The organism is Beduinella massiliensis (assembly GCF_900199405.1).
Classification (GTDB): Bacteria; Bacillota; Clostridia; order Christensenellales; family Aristaeellaceae; genus Beduinella; species Beduinella massiliensis.
The window spans coordinates 1,618,458-1,642,559 of record NZ_LT963430.1 but is presented as its reverse complement, the minus strand read 5'-3'; the positions used below and the strand labels follow the sequence as shown (position 1 = coordinate 1,642,559).

At 56.5% G+C, this 24,102-nt stretch carries 25 protein-coding genes; 7 read left to right on the top strand and 18 right to left on the bottom strand.

Going from position 1 to position 24,102, the window contains the following annotated elements:
* Positions 1-272: 272 nt before the first annotated feature.
* Entirely contained in the window at positions 273-1,316 is a 1,044-nt protein-coding gene (locus tag C1725_RS08090; protein ID WP_146009192.1) for an ATP-binding protein, read from the bottom strand.
* Positions 1,304-2,005, bottom strand: coding sequence for a response regulator transcription factor (locus tag C1725_RS08085; protein ID WP_346026467.1), 702 nt, complete (start codon positions 2,003-2,005; stop codon positions 1,304-1,306). The genes C1725_RS08090 and C1725_RS08085 overlap by 13 nt, the downstream gene beginning before the upstream one ends.
* 129 nt (positions 2,006-2,134) lie before the next feature.
* Between C1725_RS08085 and C1725_RS08080 the strand changes: the two genes are divergently transcribed.
* From C1725_RS08080 to C1725_RS08065, 5 genes are read left to right on the top strand one after another with little or no spacing between them, the layout of a single operon-like run.
* Positions 2,135-3,508 carry an FtsX-like permease family protein gene (locus C1725_RS08080; protein ID WP_102411118.1) on the top strand — a complete coding sequence of 458 codons (1,374 nt, stop codon included), beginning with the start codon at positions 2,135-2,137 and terminating at the stop codon, positions 3,506-3,508.
* 16 nt (positions 3,509-3,524) lie between these two features.
* Positions 3,525-4,211 (top strand): ATP-binding cassette domain-containing protein, encoded by a 687-nt coding sequence (locus C1725_RS08075; protein ID WP_102411117.1) that lies wholly within the window; start codon positions 3,525-3,527, stop codon positions 4,209-4,211.
* Positions 4,172-4,354 (top strand): CD1871A family CXXC motif-containing protein, encoded by a 183-nt coding sequence (locus C1725_RS19285; RefSeq protein WP_428829577.1) that lies wholly within the window; start codon positions 4,172-4,174, stop codon positions 4,352-4,354. The genes C1725_RS08075 and C1725_RS19285 overlap by 40 nt, the downstream gene beginning before the upstream one ends.
* Before the next feature lie 9 nt (positions 4,355-4,363).
* Positions 4,364-5,320, top strand: coding sequence for a 4Fe-4S binding protein (locus tag C1725_RS08070; RefSeq protein ID WP_102411116.1), 957 nt, complete (start codon positions 4,364-4,366; stop codon positions 5,318-5,320).
* A 39-nt stretch (positions 5,321-5,359) separates the two neighbouring features.
* Entirely contained in the window at positions 5,360-6,580 is a 1,221-nt protein-coding gene (locus C1725_RS08065; RefSeq protein ID WP_346026466.1) for a TlpA family protein disulfide reductase, read from the top strand.
* Between the two features lie 194 nt (positions 6,581-6,774).
* Here the strand turns inward: C1725_RS08065 and C1725_RS08060 are convergent, their stop codons facing one another.
* The 14 genes from C1725_RS08060 to C1725_RS08000 all read right to left on the bottom strand — a co-directional run bounded on the left by C1725_RS08060 (position 6,775) and on the right by C1725_RS08000 (position 20,249).
* A complete protein-coding gene (locus C1725_RS08060; RefSeq protein ID WP_102411114.1) occupies positions 6,775-7,797 on the bottom strand; it encodes a transposase in 1,023 nt (340 codons plus the stop codon).
* A 176-nt stretch (positions 7,798-7,973) separates the two neighbouring features.
* Positions 7,974-8,819, bottom strand: a complete 846-nt coding sequence (locus C1725_RS08055) for an IS3 family transposase (protein WP_102411113.1) — start codon at positions 8,817-8,819, stop codon at positions 7,974-7,976.
* A 2-nt stretch (positions 8,820-8,821) separates the two neighbouring features.
* Positions 8,822-9,124, bottom strand: coding sequence for a hypothetical protein (locus tag C1725_RS08050; RefSeq protein WP_102410003.1), 303 nt, complete (start codon positions 9,122-9,124; stop codon positions 8,822-8,824).
* Positions 9,125-9,216: 92 nt separating this feature from the next.
* The gene (locus tag C1725_RS19280; RefSeq protein ID WP_346026465.1) at positions 9,217-9,363 is read right to left on the bottom strand and encodes a hypothetical protein; all 147 of its coding nucleotides are present in this window, start codon (positions 9,361-9,363) and stop codon (positions 9,217-9,219) included.
* 96 nt (positions 9,364-9,459) lie between these two features.
* A complete protein-coding gene (locus C1725_RS08045; RefSeq protein WP_346026464.1) occupies positions 9,460-10,311 on the bottom strand; it encodes a carbohydrate ABC transporter permease in 852 nt (283 codons plus the stop codon).
* 15 nt (positions 10,312-10,326) lie between these two features.
* A complete protein-coding gene (locus C1725_RS08040; RefSeq protein WP_102411112.1) occupies positions 10,327-11,250 on the bottom strand; it encodes an ABC transporter permease subunit in 924 nt (307 codons plus the stop codon).
* Between the two features lie 101 nt (positions 11,251-11,351).
* Entirely contained in the window at positions 11,352-12,614 is a 1,263-nt protein-coding gene (locus tag C1725_RS08035; protein WP_102411111.1) for an extracellular solute-binding protein, read from the bottom strand.
* A 495-nt stretch (positions 12,615-13,109) separates the two neighbouring features.
* Complete coding sequence (locus C1725_RS08030; protein ID WP_146009189.1) at positions 13,110-13,829, bottom strand: helix-turn-helix domain-containing protein; 720 nt, start codon at positions 13,827-13,829, stop codon at positions 13,110-13,112.
* A gap of 7 nt (positions 13,830-13,836) precedes the next feature.
* Positions 13,837-15,639 carry a histidine kinase gene (locus C1725_RS08025; protein ID WP_102411109.1) on the bottom strand — a complete coding sequence of 601 codons (1,803 nt, stop codon included), beginning with the start codon at positions 15,637-15,639 and terminating at the stop codon, positions 13,837-13,839.
* Positions 15,636-16,367: a histidine phosphatase family protein gene (locus tag C1725_RS08020; RefSeq protein WP_102411108.1), complete on the bottom strand. Its 732-nt coding sequence runs from the start codon at positions 16,365-16,367 to the stop codon at positions 15,636-15,638. The genes C1725_RS08025 and C1725_RS08020 overlap by 4 nt, the downstream gene beginning before the upstream one ends.
* Before the next feature lie 99 nt (positions 16,368-16,466).
* Positions 16,467-17,420, bottom strand: a complete 954-nt coding sequence (locus tag C1725_RS08015; protein WP_102411107.1) for a Gfo/Idh/MocA family oxidoreductase — start codon at positions 17,418-17,420, stop codon at positions 16,467-16,469.
* 15 nt (positions 17,421-17,435) lie between these two features.
* Entirely contained in the window at positions 17,436-18,260 is an 825-nt protein-coding gene (locus C1725_RS08010) for a TIM barrel protein (protein WP_102411106.1), read from the bottom strand.
* 97 nt (positions 18,261-18,357) lie between these two features.
* Complete coding sequence (locus tag C1725_RS08005; protein ID WP_102411105.1) at positions 18,358-19,545, bottom strand: oleate hydratase; 1,188 nt, start codon at positions 19,543-19,545, stop codon at positions 18,358-18,360.
* Positions 19,546-19,694: 149 nt separating this feature from the next.
* Positions 19,695-20,249: a TetR/AcrR family transcriptional regulator C-terminal domain-containing protein gene (locus C1725_RS08000; protein ID WP_102411104.1), complete on the bottom strand. Its 555-nt coding sequence runs from the start codon at positions 20,247-20,249 to the stop codon at positions 19,695-19,697.
* A 171-nt stretch (positions 20,250-20,420) separates the two neighbouring features.
* Between C1725_RS08000 and C1725_RS07995 the strand changes: the two genes are divergently transcribed.
* Positions 20,421-20,711: an AbrB/MazE/SpoVT family DNA-binding domain-containing protein gene (locus tag C1725_RS07995; RefSeq protein ID WP_102411103.1), complete on the top strand. Its 291-nt coding sequence runs from the start codon at positions 20,421-20,423 to the stop codon at positions 20,709-20,711.
* Positions 20,712-20,750: 39 nt separating this feature from the next.
* On the top strand, positions 20,751-21,929 hold the full coding sequence (locus tag C1725_RS07990) for a macrolide family glycosyltransferase (protein ID WP_102411102.1): 1,179 nt from the start codon (positions 20,751-20,753) through the stop codon (positions 21,927-21,929).
* A 10-nt stretch (positions 21,930-21,939) separates the two neighbouring features.
* Here C1725_RS07990 and C1725_RS07985 read toward each other — a convergent pair whose 3' ends face one another.
* Positions 21,940-22,692, bottom strand: a complete 753-nt coding sequence (locus C1725_RS07985) for a TIGR03915 family putative DNA repair protein (protein WP_346026463.1) — start codon at positions 22,690-22,692, stop codon at positions 21,940-21,942.
* A 1-nt stretch (position 22,693) separates the two neighbouring features.
* Complete coding sequence (locus C1725_RS07980; RefSeq protein WP_102411100.1) at positions 22,694-23,965, bottom strand: putative DNA modification/repair radical SAM protein; 1,272 nt, start codon at positions 23,963-23,965, stop codon at positions 22,694-22,696.
* Positions 23,966-24,102: the final 137 nt, after the last annotated feature.

Here is a 24,102-nt window from a genome sequence, read left to right as displayed (position 1 = left end):
TTGAACGCTCTTTTGCGGAGTCCAAACAAAACCACGGCCTGCTCTTTGCCCGCATGCTCCGAATCCAAACCATGCGTAAGCAATGCTTTCTAACTGCCGCCGTCCAGAACGTAAAACGTTTGATGAATGTCTTCGCTCTGCGTTTCTCTCTTCTTTTTTATGAAAGGCCGTGATTTCCCCTGCGAAATCATGGCTTTTGTTGATCATCTGGGAGCGGCCTACGTGAAGCAGGCCACTCTTTTTCTGTTTATGGAGGTTTTAATAAAAAAGACTTACCTATTTAGGGGAAACGCTAAAACAAACTCACTGCCCCGCCCCTTTTTGCTGTTCACTCGAATGAAGCCGTCGCACAAAGCGCAAACATGCTGTACAAGACTCAGCCCAATCCCATAGCCGTCTTTGTTCAACGCTCTAATTTGGTAGCCATATCCAAATACCAGTTCCGCCTCGTCCTCGCTCATTCCAGCACCGTGATCCCGAACGTGGAGTAAAACGCTGTTGTGCTGTTGCTCAAGAGTCACCTCAATCGGGTTTCCACCCCCATATTTGACCGCGTTATCCAACAGGTTATCGACAGCCCGGCGCAGCCACTGTTCCTTGCCCAGAATCGTATAAGAGGCATTCTCGTCAAAGGAAAAGATCAAATCGGAATAAATGTTTCGATAGGCGTCACACTCCTCCGCTGCGATCAGCGCCAGGTCCACTGTTTCATGGCTGGAGTCCCGGTGGGCGGATACGGTCAGAATGTCGTCTACCGATTGGGCCAGCTTCTCGATGTCCCGCACTAAAAGCGGATCGGAATTTTGATCGAGCCGGGCTTTGATCAGCATGATCATATTTTTTTGCTCGTGGGCAATGAATGAATGGAGCCGCCGCTGATCCTCCTCATACGCGGAAAGCCGCGCGTGAATGCCTTGATACTCTTCCTTTAAATCCATCTCCCGGATGCGTTCAAGCTCCGCTTCCGTCAAATCTCTCAGATCACTGGCGATAACTCTGTTATGCCGGCGCTCCAGCGTACAGAAACCCAGCAGCAGCACGCAGGAAAATAACAGAACTAGCAGGCATACGGAGGCGACCAGCACAGGCAAATATCGGAAAAAGGCCGCTCGAAAATAGTCGTGCAGTTCTGCCGAGGTGACGGAGCTGTCCAAAATAGTCTGGCCGCTTGGGGCGTAAAACAGGATCTTTGGCAGCGCGCTGGTATCTGCGCCAGAATTGCGCACGAACAGGTAAAAGCACAGAACAATACTCAGGCTGAGCAGGAGGGTATACCCGGCAATCAAAAGCCAGGTTTGCTTTTTCACTCTAGACACAGGTAATACCCCTTTCCTTTTTCATTCCGCAAAATTGGCACATCCCCTGCTTTCAGTTTTTTCTTGATGTTCGCCATGTGAACCCGGATGACCCCGGAAAAGGGATCGAAGTTTTCATCGTAGACGTGTTCCGCCAATTCCTCATTAGATACAATTCGGGGATAGCAACTTGCCAAGTATTCCAAAATATCAAATTCCTTGCAGGAAAGGGGAATCTCCTGCCCGTTCAACGTTACCCGCCGGGTGGCCGGGTCCAAAGATAGCGCCCCGATGAGAATGGCCGGATTCGCCCGGCCCCGGAACCTCCGGATCACCGCCTGGATGCGGGCGTCCACTTCCGCGAATTCAAAGGGCTTGGTGATATAGTCGTCGCTGCCAAGCCGTAGGCCCTTGACCCGTTGCTCCAGCCCGCCCCGGGCGGTTATGATCAAGACAGGTGCAGAAAGCCCCCGGCCCCGCCAGTCCTCCAGCAGGTCGAAGCCATCCTTGTCCGGCAGGTTCAAATCCAGCAAAATCGCGTCATAATCATTGTCGGAGGCCTTCAGATCTCCGCTTGCCCCGTCATAGGCCACATCGCATACATATCCAAAGCCGGAAAGCCTTTCCTTCATCAGATCCGCCAATTCCATGTTATCTTCAACTACTAATAGACGCACCGCAATCACCCGCCGCAATCTGAATTTATTCAAAGTAGTATACCACGGGTCATGTTAACGCAAAAGCAAGGCGTCCTTGTGGCGGGATTCCGCCTTGCCGCAGCATTAACATTGACCGTGCTATACTGATGCCAATCCTAAATGAAATGAGCGTGCCGTCCGATGTATATTTTGAAAAACGCCTTTCAAAACCTGTACCGAAACGCGGGGCGGAACTCGCTGGTGGCCGCGCTCTTTCTACTGGTCATCACCATGAGCTGCGTGACGCTGGTGGTCTACAACGGCGCCAACGTCATCGCAGCTCAGTACAAGGAACAGCTGAGCGTCGAGGTTCTCCTAAGCGTCGATTACGTGAAGGTCGGCGAAGCGTTTGGAGAAGATGAGGCGTTCCGCAAGCCCGCCCTCACGGATGATCTGCTTCAAAGGCTGTCCGCCTCCAAGTACCTGAAAAAGGCTGTGTACAGCGTCCAGATGGAGGCAATCGCGGACGGCCTGAAGTATACCACCCCGATTAACTACCGGGATATAGAGATGCAGCGAGCGGGCGAGGACCCGGCGAAAACCCGTTTTCCCCAATACATCCTCAGCGGGTTCAACGATGTAAGCCAAGCCAAGCCGTTCCAAGGCGGGCAGGCCAAACTCATCAAAGGGGTTTTTCCCACGGCGGATGACGAATGCGTGATCTCCGACACTTTGGCGGGATTGAACGGTCTTAAGCCCGGGGACACTTTTCAGGCGAAAAGCATCTACTACACCGACAAGCAGGGGCGTCCCCTGGAGGAAATGCTCCTCAAGGTTACAGGCGTCTACCACCGGGCATACGGCGAAGGGGAGACGGATAGCGACGACGAGATCTTCACCCAATATAATCTCCTGACCGACCCGCGCTATACCTACGAGCCCACGTTCCAAGCATCCTTTTTCCTGAAAAACCCCGGCGATCTGGACGCCTTCGCCCAGGAAGCCTACGCTGCCGGCCTCTCCGAATACTATAACCTGAACACCGACGCCGTCGCCTACGACGCCTTTGTAAAACCCATCGAACAGATGGGCGTCATCTCCCTAATTTTCTTGTGCGTGGTGCTGGCGCTGGGCGCGGCCGTTTTGCTCATCCTTTCCTCTTTGGTGGTGCGAGAGCGAAAATATGAGATCGGCGTTCTGCGGGCAATGGGCATGAAAAAGAGCAAGGTCGCGACTCAACTGGTGCTGGAATCCGCGCTCATCATGGCGGTTTGTCTGGGTTTCGGCGTCGCCCTAGGCAGTCTGTTGGCTCAGCCAGTCACCGATATGCTGCTGTCCAACCAGTTGGCCCAGGTACTGAACGGGCCGAGCTTGGCCATCGGAATGAGCGGTGCCTCCTTCGACGGGCTGGCCACGGACAACGTGCCCATCACCCACATCAGCGCGACGCTGAGTCTCATAACCGTCTGGGAACTCGTGGGCATCGCCCTAGTCCTGGTAGCGACGGCGGGCGCGGTCAGCACGTTCTGCGCGATGAAGTACGAGCCCATGCGCATTTTGCGCGAACGAAACTGATAACGGAGGAAACGATATGGCTGTTCTATCGCTTAAAAACGTGGGGTACACCTATGAAAAGGCCACAAAGCCGGTATTTCATGGGTTGAACGCGGACTTTGAGTCGCACAGGCTCTACTGCATCGTGGGAAAATCCGGAGCGGGCAAGACCTCGCTGCTCTCCCTGCTGGCCGGGCTAGACGCTTGTACGGAGGGAACGATTCTGTACGAAGGCGAAGATTTGCGCAAAATGGATCGAGATAATTACCGCGCCAAAAAAATCGGCGTCGTCTTCCAGGGCCTTAACCTGCTGCTAAACAAAAGCGCGTTAGAGAACGTCGAGCTTTCTATGTCCATCAGCGGCGTACGCCATAAAGATAATCGCGCCTATGCCTTGGCCCTGCTCAAGCGCGTGGGCATCGACGAGGAGACGGCGGACCACCGTGTGCTGGGTCTCTCGGGAGGGGAGCAGCAGCGGGTTGGCATCGCCCGCGCCTTGTCCCACGAACCAAACCTGATGCTAGCCGACGAGCCCAGCGGCAACCTGGACCGGGAAACGGAGAAAGAAGTGATGAAAATTTTGGTTGATCTGGCTCACGCACAAAATAAGTGCGTAATCGTCGCGACCCACTCGCAAAAAATTGTCCGCTGCGCGGACGAAGTTTGGGGGCTGAACAAGGGCGGATGCCTCGTTTACCTGGGGACGGGAGGCGAAGCCGTATGACGGAAAGGAGAAGACAGTGGATCGGAATCGCATGCTTTGCATTGGGTTTGGCGTTCATTGGCGTAGGGTTGTTCCGGGAAGAGCATTTGACGGTGCTCAAAAAAGCCGTAGCAATCTGCCTGGAATGCATAGGGATCGGTTAGAGGTGGCCTATGAAGCATAAAGAAAATATCGGGGACAGGCGGCCGAAAAAAGGCATTCGCCTCTGGGTGCAGATTCTATTCGCCGCGTTGACCAATGGGTACGTAAACGGATTTCTCCAGTCGAAAATCTACACCGGTCCCACGAAAGCGCTTTGCGTACCGGGGCTTAACTGCTACTCCTGCCCCGGCGCGCTAGGGGCCTGTCCCATCGGCGCCCTGCAGGCGGTCGTCGGCAGCCGGAAATATCAGTTTTCCTTTTACATCATCGGTATTTTAGTGGCCGTGGGCTCTTTCTGTGGCCGGTTGATCTGCGGTTTCCTCTGCCCCTTCGGGTTGGTTCAGGATTTGCTGCATAAAATCCCCGTGCCAAAGCTCAAAAAGCTGCCAGGCGAAAGAATCCTGAAGTACCTCAAGTACGTCATCCTTGCAGTGTTCGTGCTGCTGCTGCCCATGTTCGCGGTGAACATCATCGGCCAGGGAGACCCCTGGTTCTGCAAGTGGATTTGCCCCTCAGGCACCTTGCTGAGTGGCATTCCCCTAGTGGCGGGCAATCCCAATTTACAAGCCGCCGTCGGCTGGCTGTTTAGTTGGAAGGTTTTCCTGCTGCTGTCCATCTTGGTGCTCTCCATGTTCATCTACCGGCCATTTTGCAAGTTTCTTTGCCCTCTGGGCGCAGTCTACGGCGTGTTTAACCCCATTTCACTCTACCACATGCGCGTGGACAAGGAGCAATGCGTGGACTGCGGCGTCTGCAAAAAGGTATGCAAGATGGGCGTGGATCCCCGGAAGACGCCAAACAGCATCGAGTGCATCCGCTGCGGCGACTGCGTGCGGGCCTGTCCCACCGGGGCCCTCTCATGGAGCTTTGGCACGTGCAAGAAATCGCGTACACCCGCCTGCACAACCTCTTGCGCCTCCTGTTCTAAGACCTGCGCCAAAAAATCCGGCTTAGGAGAAAAAGTCTAACGCTCGAAGAAAGAAAGGAAATTAACGATGAAAAAGCTATTGACATTCTTGCTGGCCCTGTGCTTGACCTTCTCGCTGGCTACCTGCATCCTCGCCGAGCCCGTGTTCATTCCCGGCGAGGATGGGGCCCCTTCCCTGGACGACATGGTGACACAGGACCCCATCTCCGACCAGGAGCAGGCGCTGATGGAGCGCAGCGTGCGCTTTAGCACAGACAAGCTGCTCAGCTACGATACGTGGCGCAAGGTGATGACACTTCCCGGCGTGGAGTGCCCAAATCACATCGAAGGCTATATCGATGATGTGACACTGGGCGACAGTTCAGACATGCTGCTCAGCGGCGAACCTGAACTGGAGGAGAAGGGGCTGTTTGTCACCTACGAGCTGACCGAGGGCAAATTGCCCGCGGACGGTTCCACCGGTGGCTGCGTGGTTCCAGCGTCCTGGGCCCATAGGAACGGCAAAAAGGTGGGCGATAAGGTGACGCTGGATACGCCGCTTGGCCAGGCCGAGTATGAAATCACCGGTTTGTACGGCTACAGCGAAAAGGGCAGGATTGGCGGACTCACCGAGGAGAACGCGCCGCTATATGAGATTTTCGTAACCCCTGAGGATATCGTAAAGCTGACCGGCGAAAGCGTCAGCGGCTATTACCTGGGTGGAACCGTCACCTGCGCCACGGCGGAGGAAGCGGAAAAATTGGTGGAGCAGGCCAACGAGATTTTGAAGGACTCCGGCGACAAGGCAATGCTAGCAAGCGATCATACCGCCGAAATGTACTACGCGGACAGCGCCGAAATGTTCCCCAGTCTTGCGTTGGACGGAACCAGCCTTGACGGCAACGCCCTGCCGGAGGATTTGTTGGTCAAGGGCGGAATCACAATGGTGAACGTCTGGGCGACCTTCTGCAATCCCTGCCTGGCGGAAATGCCCCACCTGGAGGAGCTGAACAAGGAATTTGCCGATTCAGGGAAGAAATTCCAGGTCGTAGGTGTCGTGGCCGACGTCGTAAACGAAAAGGGCGAGATCAACCAGGAGCTGCTAGAACTGGCAAAAGAGATCGTGGCAAAGACCGGCGTGACCTACCCTATCGTCGTCCCCGGCGAAAAGCTCCTCTCTGACACCTTGCCAAGTGTGACCGCCTTCCCCACCAGCTTTTTCCTCAACGACACAGGCGAGGTAATCAAAACCGTTATGGGCGCTACCACCAAGAAAGACTGGGCAAAAATCGCTGACGAACTTTTGGAAAAGCTGATGTAAGCGATTCGTAAAATACAATTAAGTGCAGGGCGGTGTTGCAGATTAAAAAAATCTGCGGCACCGCCATTGTTGTACTCTTTTATGGTCACAACGCAGCCAATTTCAGCAAATAATCGAACAGCAAATAGACGTCCAACACAATCGTATTTTTAGGGCGTCTGTTTTTTATGAACAAAAACAGTTTTTCTGGGAAATCAGAATTTCAGCAGCGCTTTGGGACGCAGAAGATGCGTTTTCTGCCTTTGGGCGTTGCATTTGGAAATGTGCTTACGGATGTTCTGTGAGAGGGCAAGAAGGCATAGCTCCGTCATCACCTTGATATGACCACCGGTCAAAAAGCGCTTGAAATTGCGGTTATGCTTGAGTTGACCAAAGCTGCCTTCTGCCTGAATGGAGCGGTTCACCCGAAGCAGTTTTCCTTCCTCTGATGTGATTCGTTCCAGTGAAGCTTTGCGCAGATGTTCCATTTCCCAGCAGACAACCAGTTCCTTTTGCTTTTCGGGATCCTTGGCTTTACAGCATGCCGCACGATGTGGACACGCACAGCAATCCTCACAGCGGTAATGCGCCAATTCTTTCAGGGAACCGTCTTTTTCCTTTTCGGTTGTTGTCGAAATCCGCACCAGCATCCTTCCGGCTTTGCACAGGAAATAGTCCCCCGGTTCGTAATATGCCATGTTCTCTCTGCGTCCGATCTGCGCCTTGAACTTTTTCTCTTTTATGGCTTCGTAGTTATTGGGCTTGATGTATGCCAGCTGCTTGTTCCCTGCCAGATGCCGGTAGTTGAGCAAGCTTTCATAACCCGAATCCAAACAGACTCTTTTGTAGATAGCCTTCTGCCATTCTTCCATGGTTTTCAACAGGATGGAAAGCGTTGAATAATCCGTTCTGGCCGAAAAAACTCCGATTCCTGTGATGTATTCGCTGTTGACTGCAAACTGTACGTTGTATCCCGGCTTCAACTGCCCGTTGCGCATATGATCTTCCTTCATGTGCATGAACGTTGCATCCGGATCTGTTTTTGAAAAGCTGTTTCGCCCGTCTCCCAAGGTCTTGAGCTTTTCTTCATAATCCATCCAACGCCGAACAAGCTCTTGAACCTCGTCCCGTAAACGTACAATCGTGGGTTTATGATGTCCGCGGCCTTTCTTCACCTCGATATTCGCTTGGGCAATCTCCCGATTCAATTCATCCAAATATGCCTGTGCCTTTTTCATCGTCGTGTATCCATGTTCTTCCGTTCGGTATTTTTTCAGCTTCTCTTTGATTTTCTTCAGTTCCCGTTCTACTCTTTTTCGCCACACGAACGTATATCGATTCGCTTTGCTCTCGATTGGACTGTATCCAGTTGAACGGACAGGAAAATAAAAGGATATTGTAGAATTACGCAACCTTACGCGGCGTTGCACCTGATTTCATAGGGAGTAAGGCCGTATTTCAGGTTAATGCGTTCGAAGTTGTAGAAGTGGACATATTGTGCAACCAACTCCTCTACCTCTGCGCGAGTAGAATAATGGGCACGATAAAGGCATTCCGATTTAAGCGTTCCGAAGAAATTCTCCATAGCAGCATTGTCGTATGGACATCCGGGACTGGACATAGAGGGTTGAAAGTGATATTCTTTGCTTAGGTCGAAGTATGCTTCGGAGGTGTATTGAGACCCTTGGTCACTGTGGAGCGCGAGTCCATCAGTGACCTTCTCTGTTATCATAGCGTCTCGGATCGTCTGAGTAACCAGCGATGCGGCCATGTCGCCACCAATGCGATAGGCCAACACCATTCGACCACAAAGGTCAATCACCGCACACATATACAGCATTCCCTGTGGTGTGGGGATATAGGTGATATCTGTTGACCAGAAACGATTGGGCCGTTGCTGTTCAAAGGCACGCTGCAATAGGTTTGGGCATTTGTACACGTTTTGCTGATGTTGAGTATATCTTCTTTGCCGCCGAATCTGTGCAAGCAGATTGGTCTTGCGCATGACGCGCAGAAGTGCTTTAAGATTTACATTTTTTCTTTTCTTCCGCTGGATCCAGAGACGAACACGGCGGATGCCGTAGGTCTGGTTGCACTGCTGTTGACATTCCACAATCAGATCGACCAACCACTGATCTTTCGGCGTCTTTTCTTGCTTTTTACGCCAAGCATAATACCCACTTCGGGAAACTTCAAATACTTCACACATTGTGACGATAGGATAAATGTTGCGAAAACGTTCTATAACTCGATATTTCAACTTCACCTCCTTCCAACTTCTAACAGAAAATTTCGCAGCAGTTCCACCTGCATACGCAGTTTTACCAATTCATTATTCTGCTGGATTTCCCCGTTCTCCGGCATTTTACGCGGACGGCCTTTAGGGCGAGGTACATCGCCCTTTGCGATTAATCGTTCTCTACGGTTTTCTCGATTGACTAGTTGCTCAACCTGTTTCTTCGTTAGCCCAAGGCTGGCTCCGATTTCACGATTCGTTTCGCCTGTGATTTTCCGCTCGCGTATTGTTTCAATAAGGCCTTGTACCTTCGTGTATTTTTGCCTCATACAATAAACCTCCTGTCGTAGTTTGCTTCTTACATTCTACAACAGGAGGTCTCTTATTTCATTGTCCGTTTATCGGGATACAGTCCATTTTTTCATTTTCTTGTTACGGTCTTTTTGTGCAACGGCCCCCTCAGATGATTATCGGCAAAGTCCATGATCCCTGCTGGAAAATCCTGGCCTTTTGGGTTTGTAAATCCGACAGTCTTTCCTTTATCCCCGCTGTCGTTTTCATACTCCACACGAATCCGCCTACAACCGCTCCTTCCATCGGCAACGCAGGCAGCGCCCTCACCGGGCTATATGCCATCGGCAGGGGCGCTGTGGAGCCAGTCGGTTCAGCTTTTCAGACCCGTGGTAGCTACGCCCTCCACCAGATACTTCTGAAAGAACATGAACACCAACAGCACGGGTACGATGGATAAAGTCGTCATGGCGAACAGGCCGGACCAGTTCGTCTGGGTCGAGGGATCGGAGAACATTTTCAGCGCAATGGATACAGGGTACATCGCCGGCTTGCTCAAGTAAATCAGCGGGCCGAGAAACTCCTGCCATGACCAGTAAAACGCGAAGATGGCCGACGTGATCAGGGAGGGCTTGGACAGAGGTATCATCACCGTGGAATACTTCTTCCACCAACCGCACCCGTCAATCTCTGCCGCCTCATCCAGCTCCCGCGGCACACCGCGCATAAACTGGATGTTCAAGAAAATGAAAAAGGGGACCCCGCAAAATTGCGGTACGACGATGGGCAGAAAGGTATTGACCCAGCCGAGCGTTTTAAACATCACGTACTGCGGAATCAGCAGCACCTGCGCGGGCAGCAGCATGGTGCCCATGAGGATGGTAAAACAGGCCTTGCGCCCCGAAAAAGGAATCCGCGCAAAGGCATAGGCCACTACCGAGGAGGATACTACGCCGCCCAAAGTAGACAGGATCGAAATAAGAAAGGAATTTTTAAAGTAGGTCGCATAGGTATATCTCCCGGCAGACTGCCACCCCACCGCATAATTCTCCCATACAAATCGGGAAGGAATGAGGCTGGTCACGGTAGTGAACACTTCTTCATTAGGCTTAAGCGAACTGGACAGCATCCACACCAGCGGGTAAATCATAATGATGCCAAAGAGAATAGCCAACGCATGGAAAGCAGCGCCTTTTCTGGCCGTTCGTGCTGAGATACGCATCATGCCTTTCCTCCTCCCTTACGCTTCGTAATGTACCCATCCGTCCGAGCTCTTGAAGATAAAGATCGAGAACACGGAGATGATAATCAGCAGGATCCAGGACATGGCGGCAGCATATCCCATCTTAAAGTAGGAGAAGCCCTGCTTGTAAATGTAAAGTGCAAACAGCATAGTGGTATTCATTGGGCCGCCATCTGTGATAATCAGGCTTTCGGAGAAGGCCTTGAACGCGTTGATGAAGCCCATGATCAAGTTGAAAAAGATTACGGGGGTCAGCATAGGCAGCGTGATATGACGGAACCTCTGCCAGGGCGTTGCGCCGTCCAGCAGCGCTGCCTCGTAATAGCTGCCCGGAATCTGCTTGATGCCGGACACGAAGATCAGCATCGAAGAACCGAAGTGCCAGCAGCCCAGCAGGATCAAGGAATAAAGCGCTGTTGACGGCTCGCCTACCCAGTTAAAGGCGAAGGCTTTGCCCGTCAACGCGGTGATGATGCCGTTTATGGCGCCGTCTGTTCCGAACAGCTTCGACCAGATGATGGCAATGGCCACGCTGCCGCTGAGCAAGGATGGAATGTAGTATACCGTGCGATAAACGCCGATCCCCCGATGATTGCTCGCCAGCACCATGGCCACGCCCAACGCCGTCGCCAGCCGCAGCGGAACCAGAATGAGCACATATTTAAAGGTGACGCCCAGGGACTTCCAGAAGACTCCATCTCCCAGCATGTTGACGTAGTTGTTCATTCCGTACCAGGTCGGACTTCCCAACCCATCAAACTTCGTAAAGGAAAGATACAAAGAGTAGAGCATGGGGATAGACGTGAAGGCGAGCAGGCCAAACAGCCACGGCGAAATAAACGCCAGGCCCGCCAGGTTGTCTCGTCTCCGTCTTAAGCGTGCCCCTTGCGACACCGGCTTTTTCATGAGTACTGCTGCCATCGTCAATCGCCCTTTCTTTCATTCAAACAGGAATCCATAAAACGGGCGCGGGGAAGCATCTTGATTGCCGCATTCCCCGCGCCCTCATGCTTCACGGCAAGTTACTCGCCCAAGGTCTTGACCGCAAAGTCATACAGGTGCTGTGCGCCTTCCTCAGGGGTCATTTCTCCAAAGAGGACGGTAGCCAGGGTGTTGTTGAACTCACTGCTGATCTCACTATGTGCAATGGGATCGGGCGCATACAGGTCAGACGCGTAGTCCGCCATGAAAACCATGTAGTCGAAAGTAACCTTGGATGCCTCGTCCAGGGAATCCCCCACGATACCGGCCATGTTGGAAGCAATCGGTACGCCGCGTCGCCCGGCTATGAACAGGTTGGCAGCCTCGTCGTTGCACCAGTAGTCGATGTAAGCAGCGGCATCCTCCACATCGGACGCAGTAGCGGCAATGCTAAGGAACTGAGAAGGTTTGACAAACATGGCTTTGGTGCCCGCGGCTCCGGGTATTACGTGCAATTCGGTAGGTCCATAGGCGTCCTTCACCATGCTGTAATAGGTGGTGAAGCTGTCGGTGGTGGTGGTAATGGTCGCAGCCGTTCCCTTGGAGAAGGGCTGATTCTCACGTCCCACGTCTACAGTAATTTCAGACACGTTCTGCACGGCTCCCGCGTCATGCATGCGCTTTACAGAGGCGAAGTATTCCGCCAGCGTGGACACGTCGTAGCCCGGTTCGGTCTGCTCTTCGTTGTATAGCTCCTGCCCCTGTTCGCGGGCGAATACGCGGAAGGTGCCATTATAGTCGCGCATTCCCCACAGGTCGGTGCCAAACAGGCCCGTGGCTGTGTGGAAGTCCAGCACCCATTGCTCGAACTCCGCCCACGTCGCTTCGTTGGGCAGTACCTCCATGCCAGCGTCGGTAATCAGTTTGGCGTTCAGCGCCAGGCCCAGGGAGTTGGAGCCCGCGTTGATGCCGTACAGTCCGCCATCAAAGCGGCCACCGCTGACGGCGCTATCAGGCACGTTGCTCAGGTCGATGGCGCCGCTTTCCACCAGAGGCGTAAGGTCCATTAACAGTCCCTTGTCCACATAGCTCTTAATGTACTGATAGTCCATGCGGAGGCAGTCGGGCAGGTCGTTGGCCGCGGCCAGGGTGTTCAGTTTGGTCCAGTAATCGTCCCAGGACAGGTACTCTGCTTCATATTCAATGCCAGTAGCTTCTTGGAACATGTCAGACACGGATAGGTATAAGGCGTTGGAGGATTCGGAGCCCCACCAGGTCAACCGCAGCGGTTCATCCACAGCCAAAGCGCAGGTAGCGGTCATCAGCATGACGACGGCGATCAGCATAGCACCCAGCTTTTTCATGAAAAATACCTCCCATTTTTGCCGTTCCTGTATAGAACGATCAATTTTTCTTCATTATAATGGGGGTTTCGACAAATGTCATTCACTCAACTCTGACTTAAAACACCAAAAAACAGACTTTCGTATAGCTTCTTCGGCATAAAAACGGGCAATTTGCACATTCGACGGCAAAAAAGAAAAGCGGCCGATGCCGCTCTGGCCATCGACAAAGTCGATGGCCTCGTGCAAAATGAATAAACATTTTGCACGAATGTCACGGGAGATGTTTTCCTCCGCAAATGCTGCGCATTTGACTACGGAAAACGCCCCGCCCGACCGGCAAAGCCGGTCGATACGATTTCATATGAAGGGGAAGTCTCCCCTTCATGCATCCCCTTTTACAAGACGATACTTTGTCAACGGTCTGAGCGGCCGATGCCGCTTATGATTTAGAAAAGACCTCTTCACCCTTCCCCTTGGATAAAATGCCACGTCCCCGAAGGCTACTTGCTCTGTTCATCCTTCCCCAGGCAGCCGCTCTCCCGCCTTCATCTGCTTCTGTCTGTACTGCCCCGGCGACATGCCCATGTTTTTCTTGAACACTTCAATAAAGTACTTCGACGTCACAAAGCCAACCCGCTCCGCCACTTCCCCCACGGTGATATCCGGCACTGTGGTCAGCAGGCGTACCGCCTCCTCCAACTTCTTCCTGGTCACCCAAGCGGTGAACTTCATGTCCGTGCGCTTCTGAAATAGCCGTCCGACATAGGTTTCGTTCATAAACAGCTCGTTTTCGCAGATCCAGCTCAGAGAAAACTCCGGTTCGGAATAATGCTCGTCGATACAGCGGAGGGTCTTTGCGATCACCGTCCCATAGCGGCTGTCGTAGCTTTCCTCTATCTTTTCGGGGTGCAGCATACGCATGAGCACCTCCTGCAGATCAGTCGCCGTGATGGGCTTGAGCAGATAATCCACCACTCCCGCCCGTAGCGCGTGGCGCACATACTCAAACTCCTGATAGCCGGAGATAATGATAAATTTGCAGGGCACCTCCGCGCTCACCGCGTCGATCATCTCCAGTCCCCCCTGGCCGGGCATCACCACATCCGTTATCACGACGTCGGGGCGCAAGCGGCGGATACAATCGGCCCCGTCCGTTCCGTTGTCAGCGGTACCGACCACAGTGCAGCCCAGCGTCTCCCAAGGCAGCAGATTCCGGGTGTGCTCCAGAATCATGGGCTCGTCATCCACCAGCAGAATCTTGTACAGGTTGTGTCGCCTCCTCTCTCAACCGCGCGGGCAGCACATCGGGGATCGTTATCGCCAGATTGGTCCAGTGCCCTTGCCTGCTGCGCACCTGCACATGAGCCTCCTCGCCGTAGGTATACCGCAGGCGTTGCAGAACGTTGCCGTATCCATGGATTTCCAGCTCATCTTCCAACTGCAGATGGTTATACCTTTCGACAACCTCCGGTGGGAAACCCATTCCGTTGTCATACAGGCTGATGACAAGCTGGTTGCGTCGGCGGCGGATGCGCAGGCGGATCACCCCCCGCTCCATCTTTGTCATCAATCCGTAGCGTACCGAGTTTTCCATCAGCGGCTGCAGTGTCATCTGCGGAAGCAGGATTTCCTCGTCGGCGTCGTTGTAATCGATCCGTGCGCGCAGCCGCTCCCCAAAGCGAATGCGGTAGATCGTCAGATATTGCTGCACAAAGTCGATTTCATCGCGCAGGGGTACATGCATGGAGCCACGATAAGACGCTCGCACCAACTTCGACAAGCACATAGAAATGCGGCCGATCTGCACGTCTCCGCTCTTCACCGCCATGGCATGAATGGTTTCCAATGTGTTATAGAGAAAATGCGGTCGAATCTGCGCCTGCAGCATCCTGTTCTGCGCCTGCGCGGCGTACAGCTGCTTTTTCAGCTTTTGATTGACCAATTCATCCACCTGATTCATCAGGCGTTGAAAATGCCGCGCCAGCAGGCCAATCTCATCCCTGCTTTCCAGCAGCTCCAGATCCAGCTTCACCCGCAGGTCGTCCGTGCCCACGTGTTCCACCGCCGCAGCCAGCTTATCGAGCCGCCGCAGCACCCCGTCGATCGTTCGCAGCGTCGCCAGCATCAACAGCAGGGAAAGCGCCAGCACCGCCAGCAGCAGCACCGTGCGGCTGAAGCGCAGGGTTTGGGTAATCCGGTCAAAGTTCGCATAATTGACTAACACAATCCGTCCATCAAATACCGCCGTCTTGGTTACGAAAATCGTGCTCCCCTTCAGAGTCATCAGCTGTTTGTCCTCAATGGCGGCCACGTCGTCCTCCGGCAGCTCCGGGCATTGGCCGCCGCGATACAATCGCAGACCGTCCATGTAGATTTCCGTCATTTCCAGCAGGGGCTCCGCACCCCGATCGATGCCTGCCAGCATGGATTGTACGTCTACGCAAACGGCCTCATAGCCCAGCACCTTTAAGCTTAATTGCCGGGATTCACGGATAGCGCGGGTCAGGACCATATACTCTCTGCCTCCGCTGACCATCCCAAACCAAGCCATCCTGCCGTCATCCGACGTGTTATCAAGCAGCGTCTCCACCTGGTCGATCAACTCGTTTTTGTTCACCACCCCGCCATAGCTGTAACAAAAGCCTCGCGTGTCCTTCAGCACTACGTTGCGCGCAAAATAGAACGCGTTCCCCACCGTAGAGGTGATTGCGGAGTGCAGGGCGGTTCGTGCATTGGCCAGCGTCTGTCCCTGCGCCTGCGCAATCGTACCTAACGCCTGCTGGATCGTTTCACTGGAAACAAGCTGGAGGGAGACGCGCTCCGCTTCCCTCAGGTTTGTTTCGATTTGAGAGAAGTACCGCTCGTATATCTCGCCCTGCTGCGCAGCAAAACCGTTGCTGTACGCGTTGTACAGCAACTGATTGCCGATGAGGCTCACCGCCGCAAAGCTCAAGAAAAACAGCAGCACCACGGTGCGGATGATCTGGTGGATGGATTGCCTGCCGCTCCGCGCCTGCAAAAGGCGCCCTTGCCCGCCTTTCACTGTGCTTCCTTTACGTCGCCTGCGCCGTATACCTCGCAATACAGCCCTGAATGGGACACCGGCTCGCCTTCGGCATACAGGTGCGACGTATCGCCTAACTGCATGCACTTGAAGAAGACCTCGCCCCGCACCCTCTCCTCTGTAATCAGGGTAGTGACGGAGCTGGTGGGCATGAAGAAGCACTGCCACATCACCGTAGGCGACACACCAAGCAGGTGGGACAGCAACGCCATGCCGAGGCCAAAGTGGCAAAACAGCGCCAAAGTGGTTTCGTCGTTCCTCTGGCAGCAGTACACGCCGCCCGCCCGATGATACCCATACCCGGCCAACAACGCATCTATTCCACCGGCAACTTCGTCATAGACCGCCGCCACATCTCCCGTACAGTAAAATGCATTGTTCCGCCATGCATCCCGGTCGTACAGCTCAGGCTGCGCTGTCCAATACTGCGGCCTCAGGTTCCACGGAATCCGTTGATCCCCTGTATCCGGATCGGCGGCTCGACCAGGAAACTCCTGCAGCCACGGCAGCACCCGCGCTGTGCGGTGCAGCTTATCCAGCGTGGGCCTGGCCGTATCCTGCGCCCGGCCCAGGGGAGAGACGTAAATCGCGTCCATCCGTTCGCGCACCAGCCTGCGGCTCAGCAGCTCCGCTTCCTTCCATCCCTTATCCGTCAAGGAGTCAATCGCATAATCCGGCTCTCCATGGCGAATAATTAAAATCCTCATGATACGTTTCTCCCTGCGTATATCTTTTCTCTATCCTACGCGCTTCGCCGGCAGGCGCAAGAACGTTTTTCCCGCACAGCCGTATTTGTGAAACCTATTTTACAGCTTTTCGATGGTGTCGAGCACGGCCTCCAGCTCTTCCGGGCGCACCCGGTCGCAGTCTTTGCCCGCGAGCACGCAGTCCGCAAAGTAACGGATCTCGTTGTAGTACGCGTTGCTGCGCGGCAGGTTGATGCCGTTCTCCGCCGCGTCCTCTTCCTGCGCGCACGTCTCCACGCGCCCATCCTGATGGTAGATCGTCAGCGTTCCCGCCTTGAACTCCATCACCGCCTTCTCGAACTGGAAGCGGTATCCCGCCGTGAACGCGTAGTCGCAGTCGTACCACGCCGCCTCCGCGTTTATGAAGAACCCCGGGTACTGGTAGATCACGTTCAGGTAGTCCTGGCGCTCGTTCCCCGCGCGGCTGCACGCGACGCTCTCCGGCGTCCCGAACGCGTAGATCATGAAGTCCAGGTCGTGGATGTGCAGGTCGAACGGCACCAGTCCGCTGCGCTCCGGATCCTTCATCCAGTCGTCCCAGCTCCACTTCGGCGTGTTGCCCAGCCGCGTCATGCTGCCGCTGAGCAGTCTGCCGTACTCGCCGCTATCCGCCGCTTCCTTCAGCCGCTCGTACTCCGGCCAGAACCGCAGCACCTGCGCCACCATCACGCGCACGCTCTTCTCCCGCGCTGCGCCGTACACGCGCCGCACGTCCGCACGCCGCAGCGAAACCGGCTTTTCCGTCAGCACGTTGATCCCCCGCCCGATCGCCTTCACCGCCGCGTCCGCGTGCAGGTACGTCGGCAGGCAGATGTCCAGCACGTCCAGCTCCTCGCCCTTCAGCATCTCGTCCAGGTCGTAATACACCCGGCAGCCGTACTTCTCCCCCACCGGATCGACCTGCTCCGCCCTGATGTCGCACGCCGCCGCGAGCTTCGCCTCCGGAACAGCGGCCCATCCCGTCAGGTGCGACTGGCTGATGCCGCCCGTTCCCACGATTCCTACCTTCAGCATCTTCTTCTTCCTCCCTTACAGCGCGGCGATCAGGCCGCTCAGGTATTCCTTCGCCTCCAGTATGTCGCGAATCTGTTCCTCGCCCTCGATCTCCCGCTCGATGGTCAGGCTTCCCTCGTACCCCAGCTCGCCCAGCGACCGCACGAGCGCGGGAAAGTCTACCCTGCCCGTGCCGATCTTGACCTCCGTGCCCAGCTCCCGCCCGTTCACCGGGTACAGCCCGTCCTTCGCGTGTACCCCGCGCACGTAGCCCCCGAACACGCACAGCGCGTCCACCGGGTTCGCCTTGCCGTAGAGGATCAGGTTCGCCGGGTCCAGGTTCACGTACAGGTTCCCCGTCCCCACGTCCTCAAAGCAGCGCAGCATCGTCACCGGCGTCTCCTGCCCCGTCTCGAACAGCAGGTTCTGCCCGTTCCCCTTCAGGTGCCCCGCCACCGCGCGTATCGCCGACACGAACCCCGCGTAGTTCGGGTCGTTCGGCGATTCCGGAATGAACCCCATGTGGCTCACCACGTCCTTCACACCCAGACGCTGGGCAAAGTCCGCCCCGTCCATCAGGTTCTGCATGCGCGCAAAGCGATACGCCGCCGGCACCAGCCCCAGCGTCTCCGGCCCGTCCGTGAAGTTCCAGATCCGCGGGCCCGCCCAGCCGCACCAGAAGGCCGTTATCGCGACGCCGCTCTCGCTCGCGTATGCACGGATGCGCTCCGCTTCTTCCTCCGTCCACAGCCCCAGCGCCCAGCTGATCAGCTGGCAATGCGCAAATCCCTTCGCCGCCGCGTCGTGAAACTTTTTCCGCATGCCGCTTTCCGTATGCTCGATGCAAATGCCCACGTTCATCTTTATTTGCCCCTCTCCTTTGTCGTCGTTCCTGCATGAAAGGTTTGGCATACTCTTTCGCGTCCGCGTCCTCGTTTTCCTTCATCCGGCAAAATTCTTATTCGTCCGCAAACGCCGAGGGACTACGGCGAAAAAAGTCCCGCCCGGCCGCCGCAGGGAGCGGGCGGCTGAGCGCTTCCACTGCACGCCTCGCATCCAGCAGCGTCCGGACCGGCGAAAAGCTTCCAGAGACGAACGGCCCCAGCACCGCCAGATTTTCGGACTGCACGGGCAGCATGCGCGGGCGTGCGGCCTCCGTTCCCGCAAGGAGCGGCGCGCCCGCATAGGGCAGGATGCCGAAAAAGACATCCGCTTCCCGATTCGGCAGGCTCATCCCCTCTCCGATCGCGCCGAGCAGCTCCCGCGCGGCCTCCAGACCGCTGCAGGCCCGCATCGGTTTTCCCGTAAGCGCGCCCCTTGCGCCCGGACGCAGACAGCACGCGCAAATCGAACGCGCGCCCCGCGCCCCCTGCACGCGCATCGACATCTCCCAGGGCGTTCCTTCCAGCTTCACGATCGCATCCGCCGCCGCCAGACGTTCAAGCTGCCCGCATGATATGCGAAGGCCGTGTACGAGCAAAAGCGCGCGCTCCGTCGTCTCCGGCATGGTAAAAAAAGCCTCCGGGTTGCCCAAACCCGGGCGGCGCGCGGCGATTCGCCGCCAGAGAACGGCCACGTCCGGACATGCCGGCGCGGAACCGGGCAGGCGCGCCGCGTCCGCCCAGGCAGCACAGTCACCCTGTCCGGGCGAGAAGAAGCACAGGTCGCCCTCGTGCAGCTGCACCATCTCCTCGCGCCTGCCGTCCGTGGTGTACAGCGCGGTGACGGCGGTCTCCTCTCCCTCCTCGAATTCGAGGTCGGTCACGGTCTGCCGGATAAAATGGACGTCCGAGTCGACGAGGAACGCCCGTAACGGACGCACCAGCGACGACTGCGACAGCAGCCATTCCCACAGGGCAGGCGCTTCCCCTTCGGGCGCTGCGGCGCGCAGCTCACCGTCCCGCAGCGTCTTCCATACGCAAGGCGCCGTCTGCGCCCCCGCACACAGGCCGTCCAGTCGTTCCGGCAGCGTCTCGCCCTTATCGGATGGCCTCGGTCCGTCCATCCCCCGCAAGCGCAGCATCCGTCCGTCGCCTGCCGTCTCATAGACGAACAAATCGCCGCCCCGCATGCCCCGCTTGCGCAGGCAGTCCGCGGCCGCCGCCAGCGTGCCCAGTCCGCCGCCCACAAAATAAGCTTTGCTCATCGCATCTCATCTCCAGCACAATGATATCTATCCTGCATTGTACCGGCAGCAAAAACGGCCATCCATAGACAAAGAAGGAGCGGTGCCGAAAATTCAGGCACCGCTCGCGATCTGTATGAACTTTAGACAAAGACCCCTGCTTGTCGCATTCAGGCGCTGAACTTTTCCAGCGCGCGCTTAAAGTCCCCCTCGATCAGCCGCGCAAGCCGCTCCGTCAGCGCGCGCGGCTCCTCCTTCTGCCCGCTGCGAATCCATTCCAGCACTACGCCTACGAAAGCATACATGTAGAAATCGACGATGAAGCGCCGGTCGTCCTGCGATACCCGCATCCCCCGCGCCTGTCCGTCCAGCACGCCCATCAGCAGCTCGAACACGACGCTGTACAGATAGGCTTCCAGATGCTCGCGGCCGATGGAGTGATAGGCGTTTTCCACCATGCGCCGGTGGTTCTGCACGTAGCACAGGGCGTTGAGGAAGCCCTCCTGCCAGCTTTCATAGGTGCGGTTCTCCCCCAAAGTGCGCTCCGCCTCTTCCTTAAACGTGAAGCCGAGCAGGTCGTAAATATCCTGAAAGTGATAGTAGAACGTCTGGCGGTTAAGGCCGCACTCGTCGGTCAGATCCTTGACGGTGATCTTTTCGAGCGGGCGCTGCTCAAGCTGACGTTTGAGCGCTTCGGCCAGCGCTCTCTTGGTGATCTGCGACATGGGAGGTCTCCTTCCGCGCTTTTATCCTATGGTATCATACCCCGCGTCTTCCCGCAAGCACGATCTTCCCTGGGTCAAACCGCAGAGCGGACGCGTCGGGTTTCACTTGACAAATCCAGCGCAGAATAGTATAACTAGTAATACAAATTATACTTTCAAGGAGGCGACGGCATGAAAGCCACTGTGAAGGACGGCAAGTTCATGAGCTCGGTCAAGGTCGGCCCCAAAGGGCAAATCGTCATCCCCAAGGAGGTTCGGGATCTTTTTCAGATCGCCCCGGGCGACACCCTGATATTGCTCGCGGACGCGGAAAAAGGTATCGCGTTGGAACGGTACGCGATATTTTCCAGCATCGCGGACGCCATCTTTGCCGGAAAGGCGAAGGAACTCTACCCGGATCAGCAGGAAGAGGATTCCGTAGCCTTCGCGGAGGCGATCAAACAGGCGGGCGAAACCGATTGACTGCCCTGCCTAAACCGACAGCCCTTCAGGAGGTGCATCATGTCCAAAATCGCTTTTTTCTGTATTCCCGCGCACGGGCATACGAACCCAACCCTAGAGGTCGTCCGCGAGCTCACCCGCCGCGGGCACGACGTCCTATACTTCTCCTATCAGGCGTTTCGAGAAAAAATCGAGGCCGCCGGCGCAACGTTCATCGCCTGCGACCCGTATGACGTAGAGATGAACCTGCGTCCTGAGGATGCCGCGCGCGTCGGAAAGGACATGGGCTTTTCCATCAAGCTGCTCGTTCAGACGACCCTGGCGCTGGATGGAATGGTCTGCGAGACGCTGAAAAAGTGGCGTCCGGACTGCGTAATCGCGGATTCCATGGCCGCGTGGGGAAAGTTTGCAGCGCTCAAGCTGGGCATTCCCTTCATCTCGTCCACCACCACCTTCGCCTTCAACCGCTATTCTGCCCGAATCATGAAGCCGAGCCTTTCGCAGGTTTTTTCCATGATCGCGGCGATGCCTAGCGTCCGTCGCGATTTGAAGCTGCTTCAATCGCACGGGTACCCGGTCAAAAACCTGCTTTCCCTCATCCAAAATGACGACGAGACGGATACCCTCGTCTACACCTCAAAGGCTTTTCAGCCCCGTTCGGATACGTTTTCCGAGCACTACGCCTTCGTCGGCCCCTCCCTCCATGTACCGCAGCCGTTTAAGAGGGATTCGAGAAAGACGATTTACATCTCCATGGGCACCGTCAACAACCGCATGCCCGACTTCTATCAAAACTGCGTGGAAGCTTTTTCGGACGGTACGTACCGCGCCCTCCTGTCCGTAGGCGATGGAACCGACATCGCCGCGCTGGGCCCTCTGCCCGAAAGCGTATCCGTATATGGGCATGTCGAGCAGACGGCGGTGTTGCAGAGCGCCGACGCCTTCCTCTCGCACTGCGGGATGAACAGCGTCAGCGAAAGCCTTTATTTCGGCGTACCGCTGGTGCTCTTCCCGCAGACCGCCGAACAGAGCGGCGTAGCCAACCGGACGGCCGATCTGGGCGCGGGCCTCTTCTTAAAGGAAAACCGCCCCGAGGCGATCCGCCGGGCGGTCGATACGCTCCTGGGCGACGCCGCCTACACGCAAAGCGCCCGCCGCATCGCGGACAGCTTTAAGCGCGCGGGCGGCGCTAACGCCGCCGCGGACTTCGTGGAAAGCCGATTGCGGAAAAGGGCGTAAGCATCCAGGGTCAGCGAAAGACCGCCGGGCCCTGCATCTCCGGCAGGTCGCGCCAATACTTCTTGGGCATGAACTGGCGGCGCTGACGCGGGTTCTCGCGTGCTTTGATCGCGATCGTCTCATAAAAAAGCTTCCACATCGACTGATACCGCGCCTCCCGTGCGCTGATTTCAGGCAGGCGCATCTGCTCGGAGGAGGCGATTACCCAGCCGCGCGTGTCGAACACGCCCGCCTTCTTTCGCCCCCGGTCGTGCAGGATGAAGGACATGTCCCCAAACCGGTCTGCAAAATGAGGCATCAGCAGCTCCGTCACGTCGTTTTCCGGCGTCATTTCTGCGATGTATACGCCGTTTTCGAGCTCGCGGAACCGGAGAAACTCGCGGAGCTGCCCTACCTCGCGCCAGAGCTTTTGGGACGTGTCCCGGACGCAAAGCAGCGTATCGTCGGTCAGCAGATCGTGCACCGCCGGGCCGTAACGGAAGACGAGCCGTGCGTAGCGAACCGCGTCGCGCCCCGCGTGCGGGTTTGCGGAATAGACCGCGTCGCGCACCGCCGAGAGCGCCTGCATGCCGCCCGTGCGCGCGATGCCCGCCTCCACGCGCCGGGCGCGCGCTTCCTCCGTTTCGACGCAGACGGGCGCGCCCAGCAGCGACAGCTGGCTTGGCATGCGCGGATGCACCTCCTCGGGCGTCTCCCGCCGTTCAAACGCGCGGAAGATGCAGCAAAGCAGTCCGTCCAGGGTGCCGTCGTATACGTATTCCACGTCAATCCCCTCCCAGTAAAAGCTGCGGCCTGCCGTCGAAGAGAGAGAGTTGCTCCCCGCCCATGAGGCCGGGTACGCGGCTCTCCCGCGCAAGCTGACGGTAAACCGCGTCCTCCCCGGCGCGCAGGCCGGGCTGCACGCCCCCTTTGCAGGCGACAAAAAACTGCGCCCGCTTTGTGACGACGCCCAGCTTTTTGAGCCCGTCAAACGTCAGCGACGCTTCCCTGCGCGCGGCGACGATGCGCTGCGCCGAGGTGACGCCGACGCCTGGCACGCGCAGCAGCATCTCGATGGGCGCGCGGTTCACGTCCACCGGAAAGTGATCCCGGTGGCGCAGCGCCCAGGCGCACTTGGGGTCGAGCCGCGGGTCGAGCATCTGCGCATTCTGTTCCAGGATTTCATCCGCCGTAAACCCGTAATAACGCAGCAGCCAGTCCGCCTGATAAAGCCTATGCTCGCGCAGAAGCGGCGGAGCCTTGACCGGCAGCAGCCGCTTGTCTCCCACTGGGATATAGGCTGAATAGAAGACCCGCCGCAGGCTGTACCTTTTGTACAGCGCCTGGGTGAGGTGAAGAATCTGCATGTCCGTCTCCGGCGAGGCCCCCACGATCATCTGCGTGCTTTGCCCAGCGGGCGCGAAGCGCGGGGCCGAGCGATAGAGCGCGAGCTCCTGACGGCTCTGCACCGCCCGGTCGCGAATCTGGGCCATAGGCGAAAGGATGGACTGCTTCGTCTTGTGCGGCGCGAGGGCCTTCAGCGACCCGGAACTCGGCAGCTCGATGTTGACGCTCATGCGATCCACCAACAGCCCCAGCCGTTCCACCAGCAGGGGCGATGCGCCGGGAATCGCCTTGGCGTGAATGTAGCCGCGGAACCCATAGACGTTGCGCAGCTTGGAAAGCGCGCGGATCATCATCTCGGTCGTATGGTCGGGCGACTTTACGATGCCCGAGGAGAGAAACAGCCCCTCGATGTAATTTCGCCGGTAAAAGGAGATCGTCAAATCCGCCAGTTCGTCCGGCGTAAACGTCGCACGCTCGCAGTCGTTTGAGCTGCGGGATTGGCAATACTTGCAGTCGCCGATACAGGCGTTGCTCATCAGCACCTTGAGCAGCGATATGCACCGCCCGTCGGCTGCAAAGCTGTGGCAGATGCCGTAGCTGACCGCGTTGCCGAGCCCGCCGCTTCCCTTGCGAGAGACACCGCTGGAGGTGCAGGCGGCGTCGTACTTGGCGGCGTCCGATAAGATGCGCAGCTTTTCCCAAATATCCACGTCCCGTATCTTCCTTCCATCCTCTGATACAGGTATTATATCATGTCTTTTGCATTATTGCAAACACTTGTTCGTATTATGTTAAAATTCAACTTGATAAAGCAAAAACGGCGCGGAAGCTTTTGCAGCATCCGCGC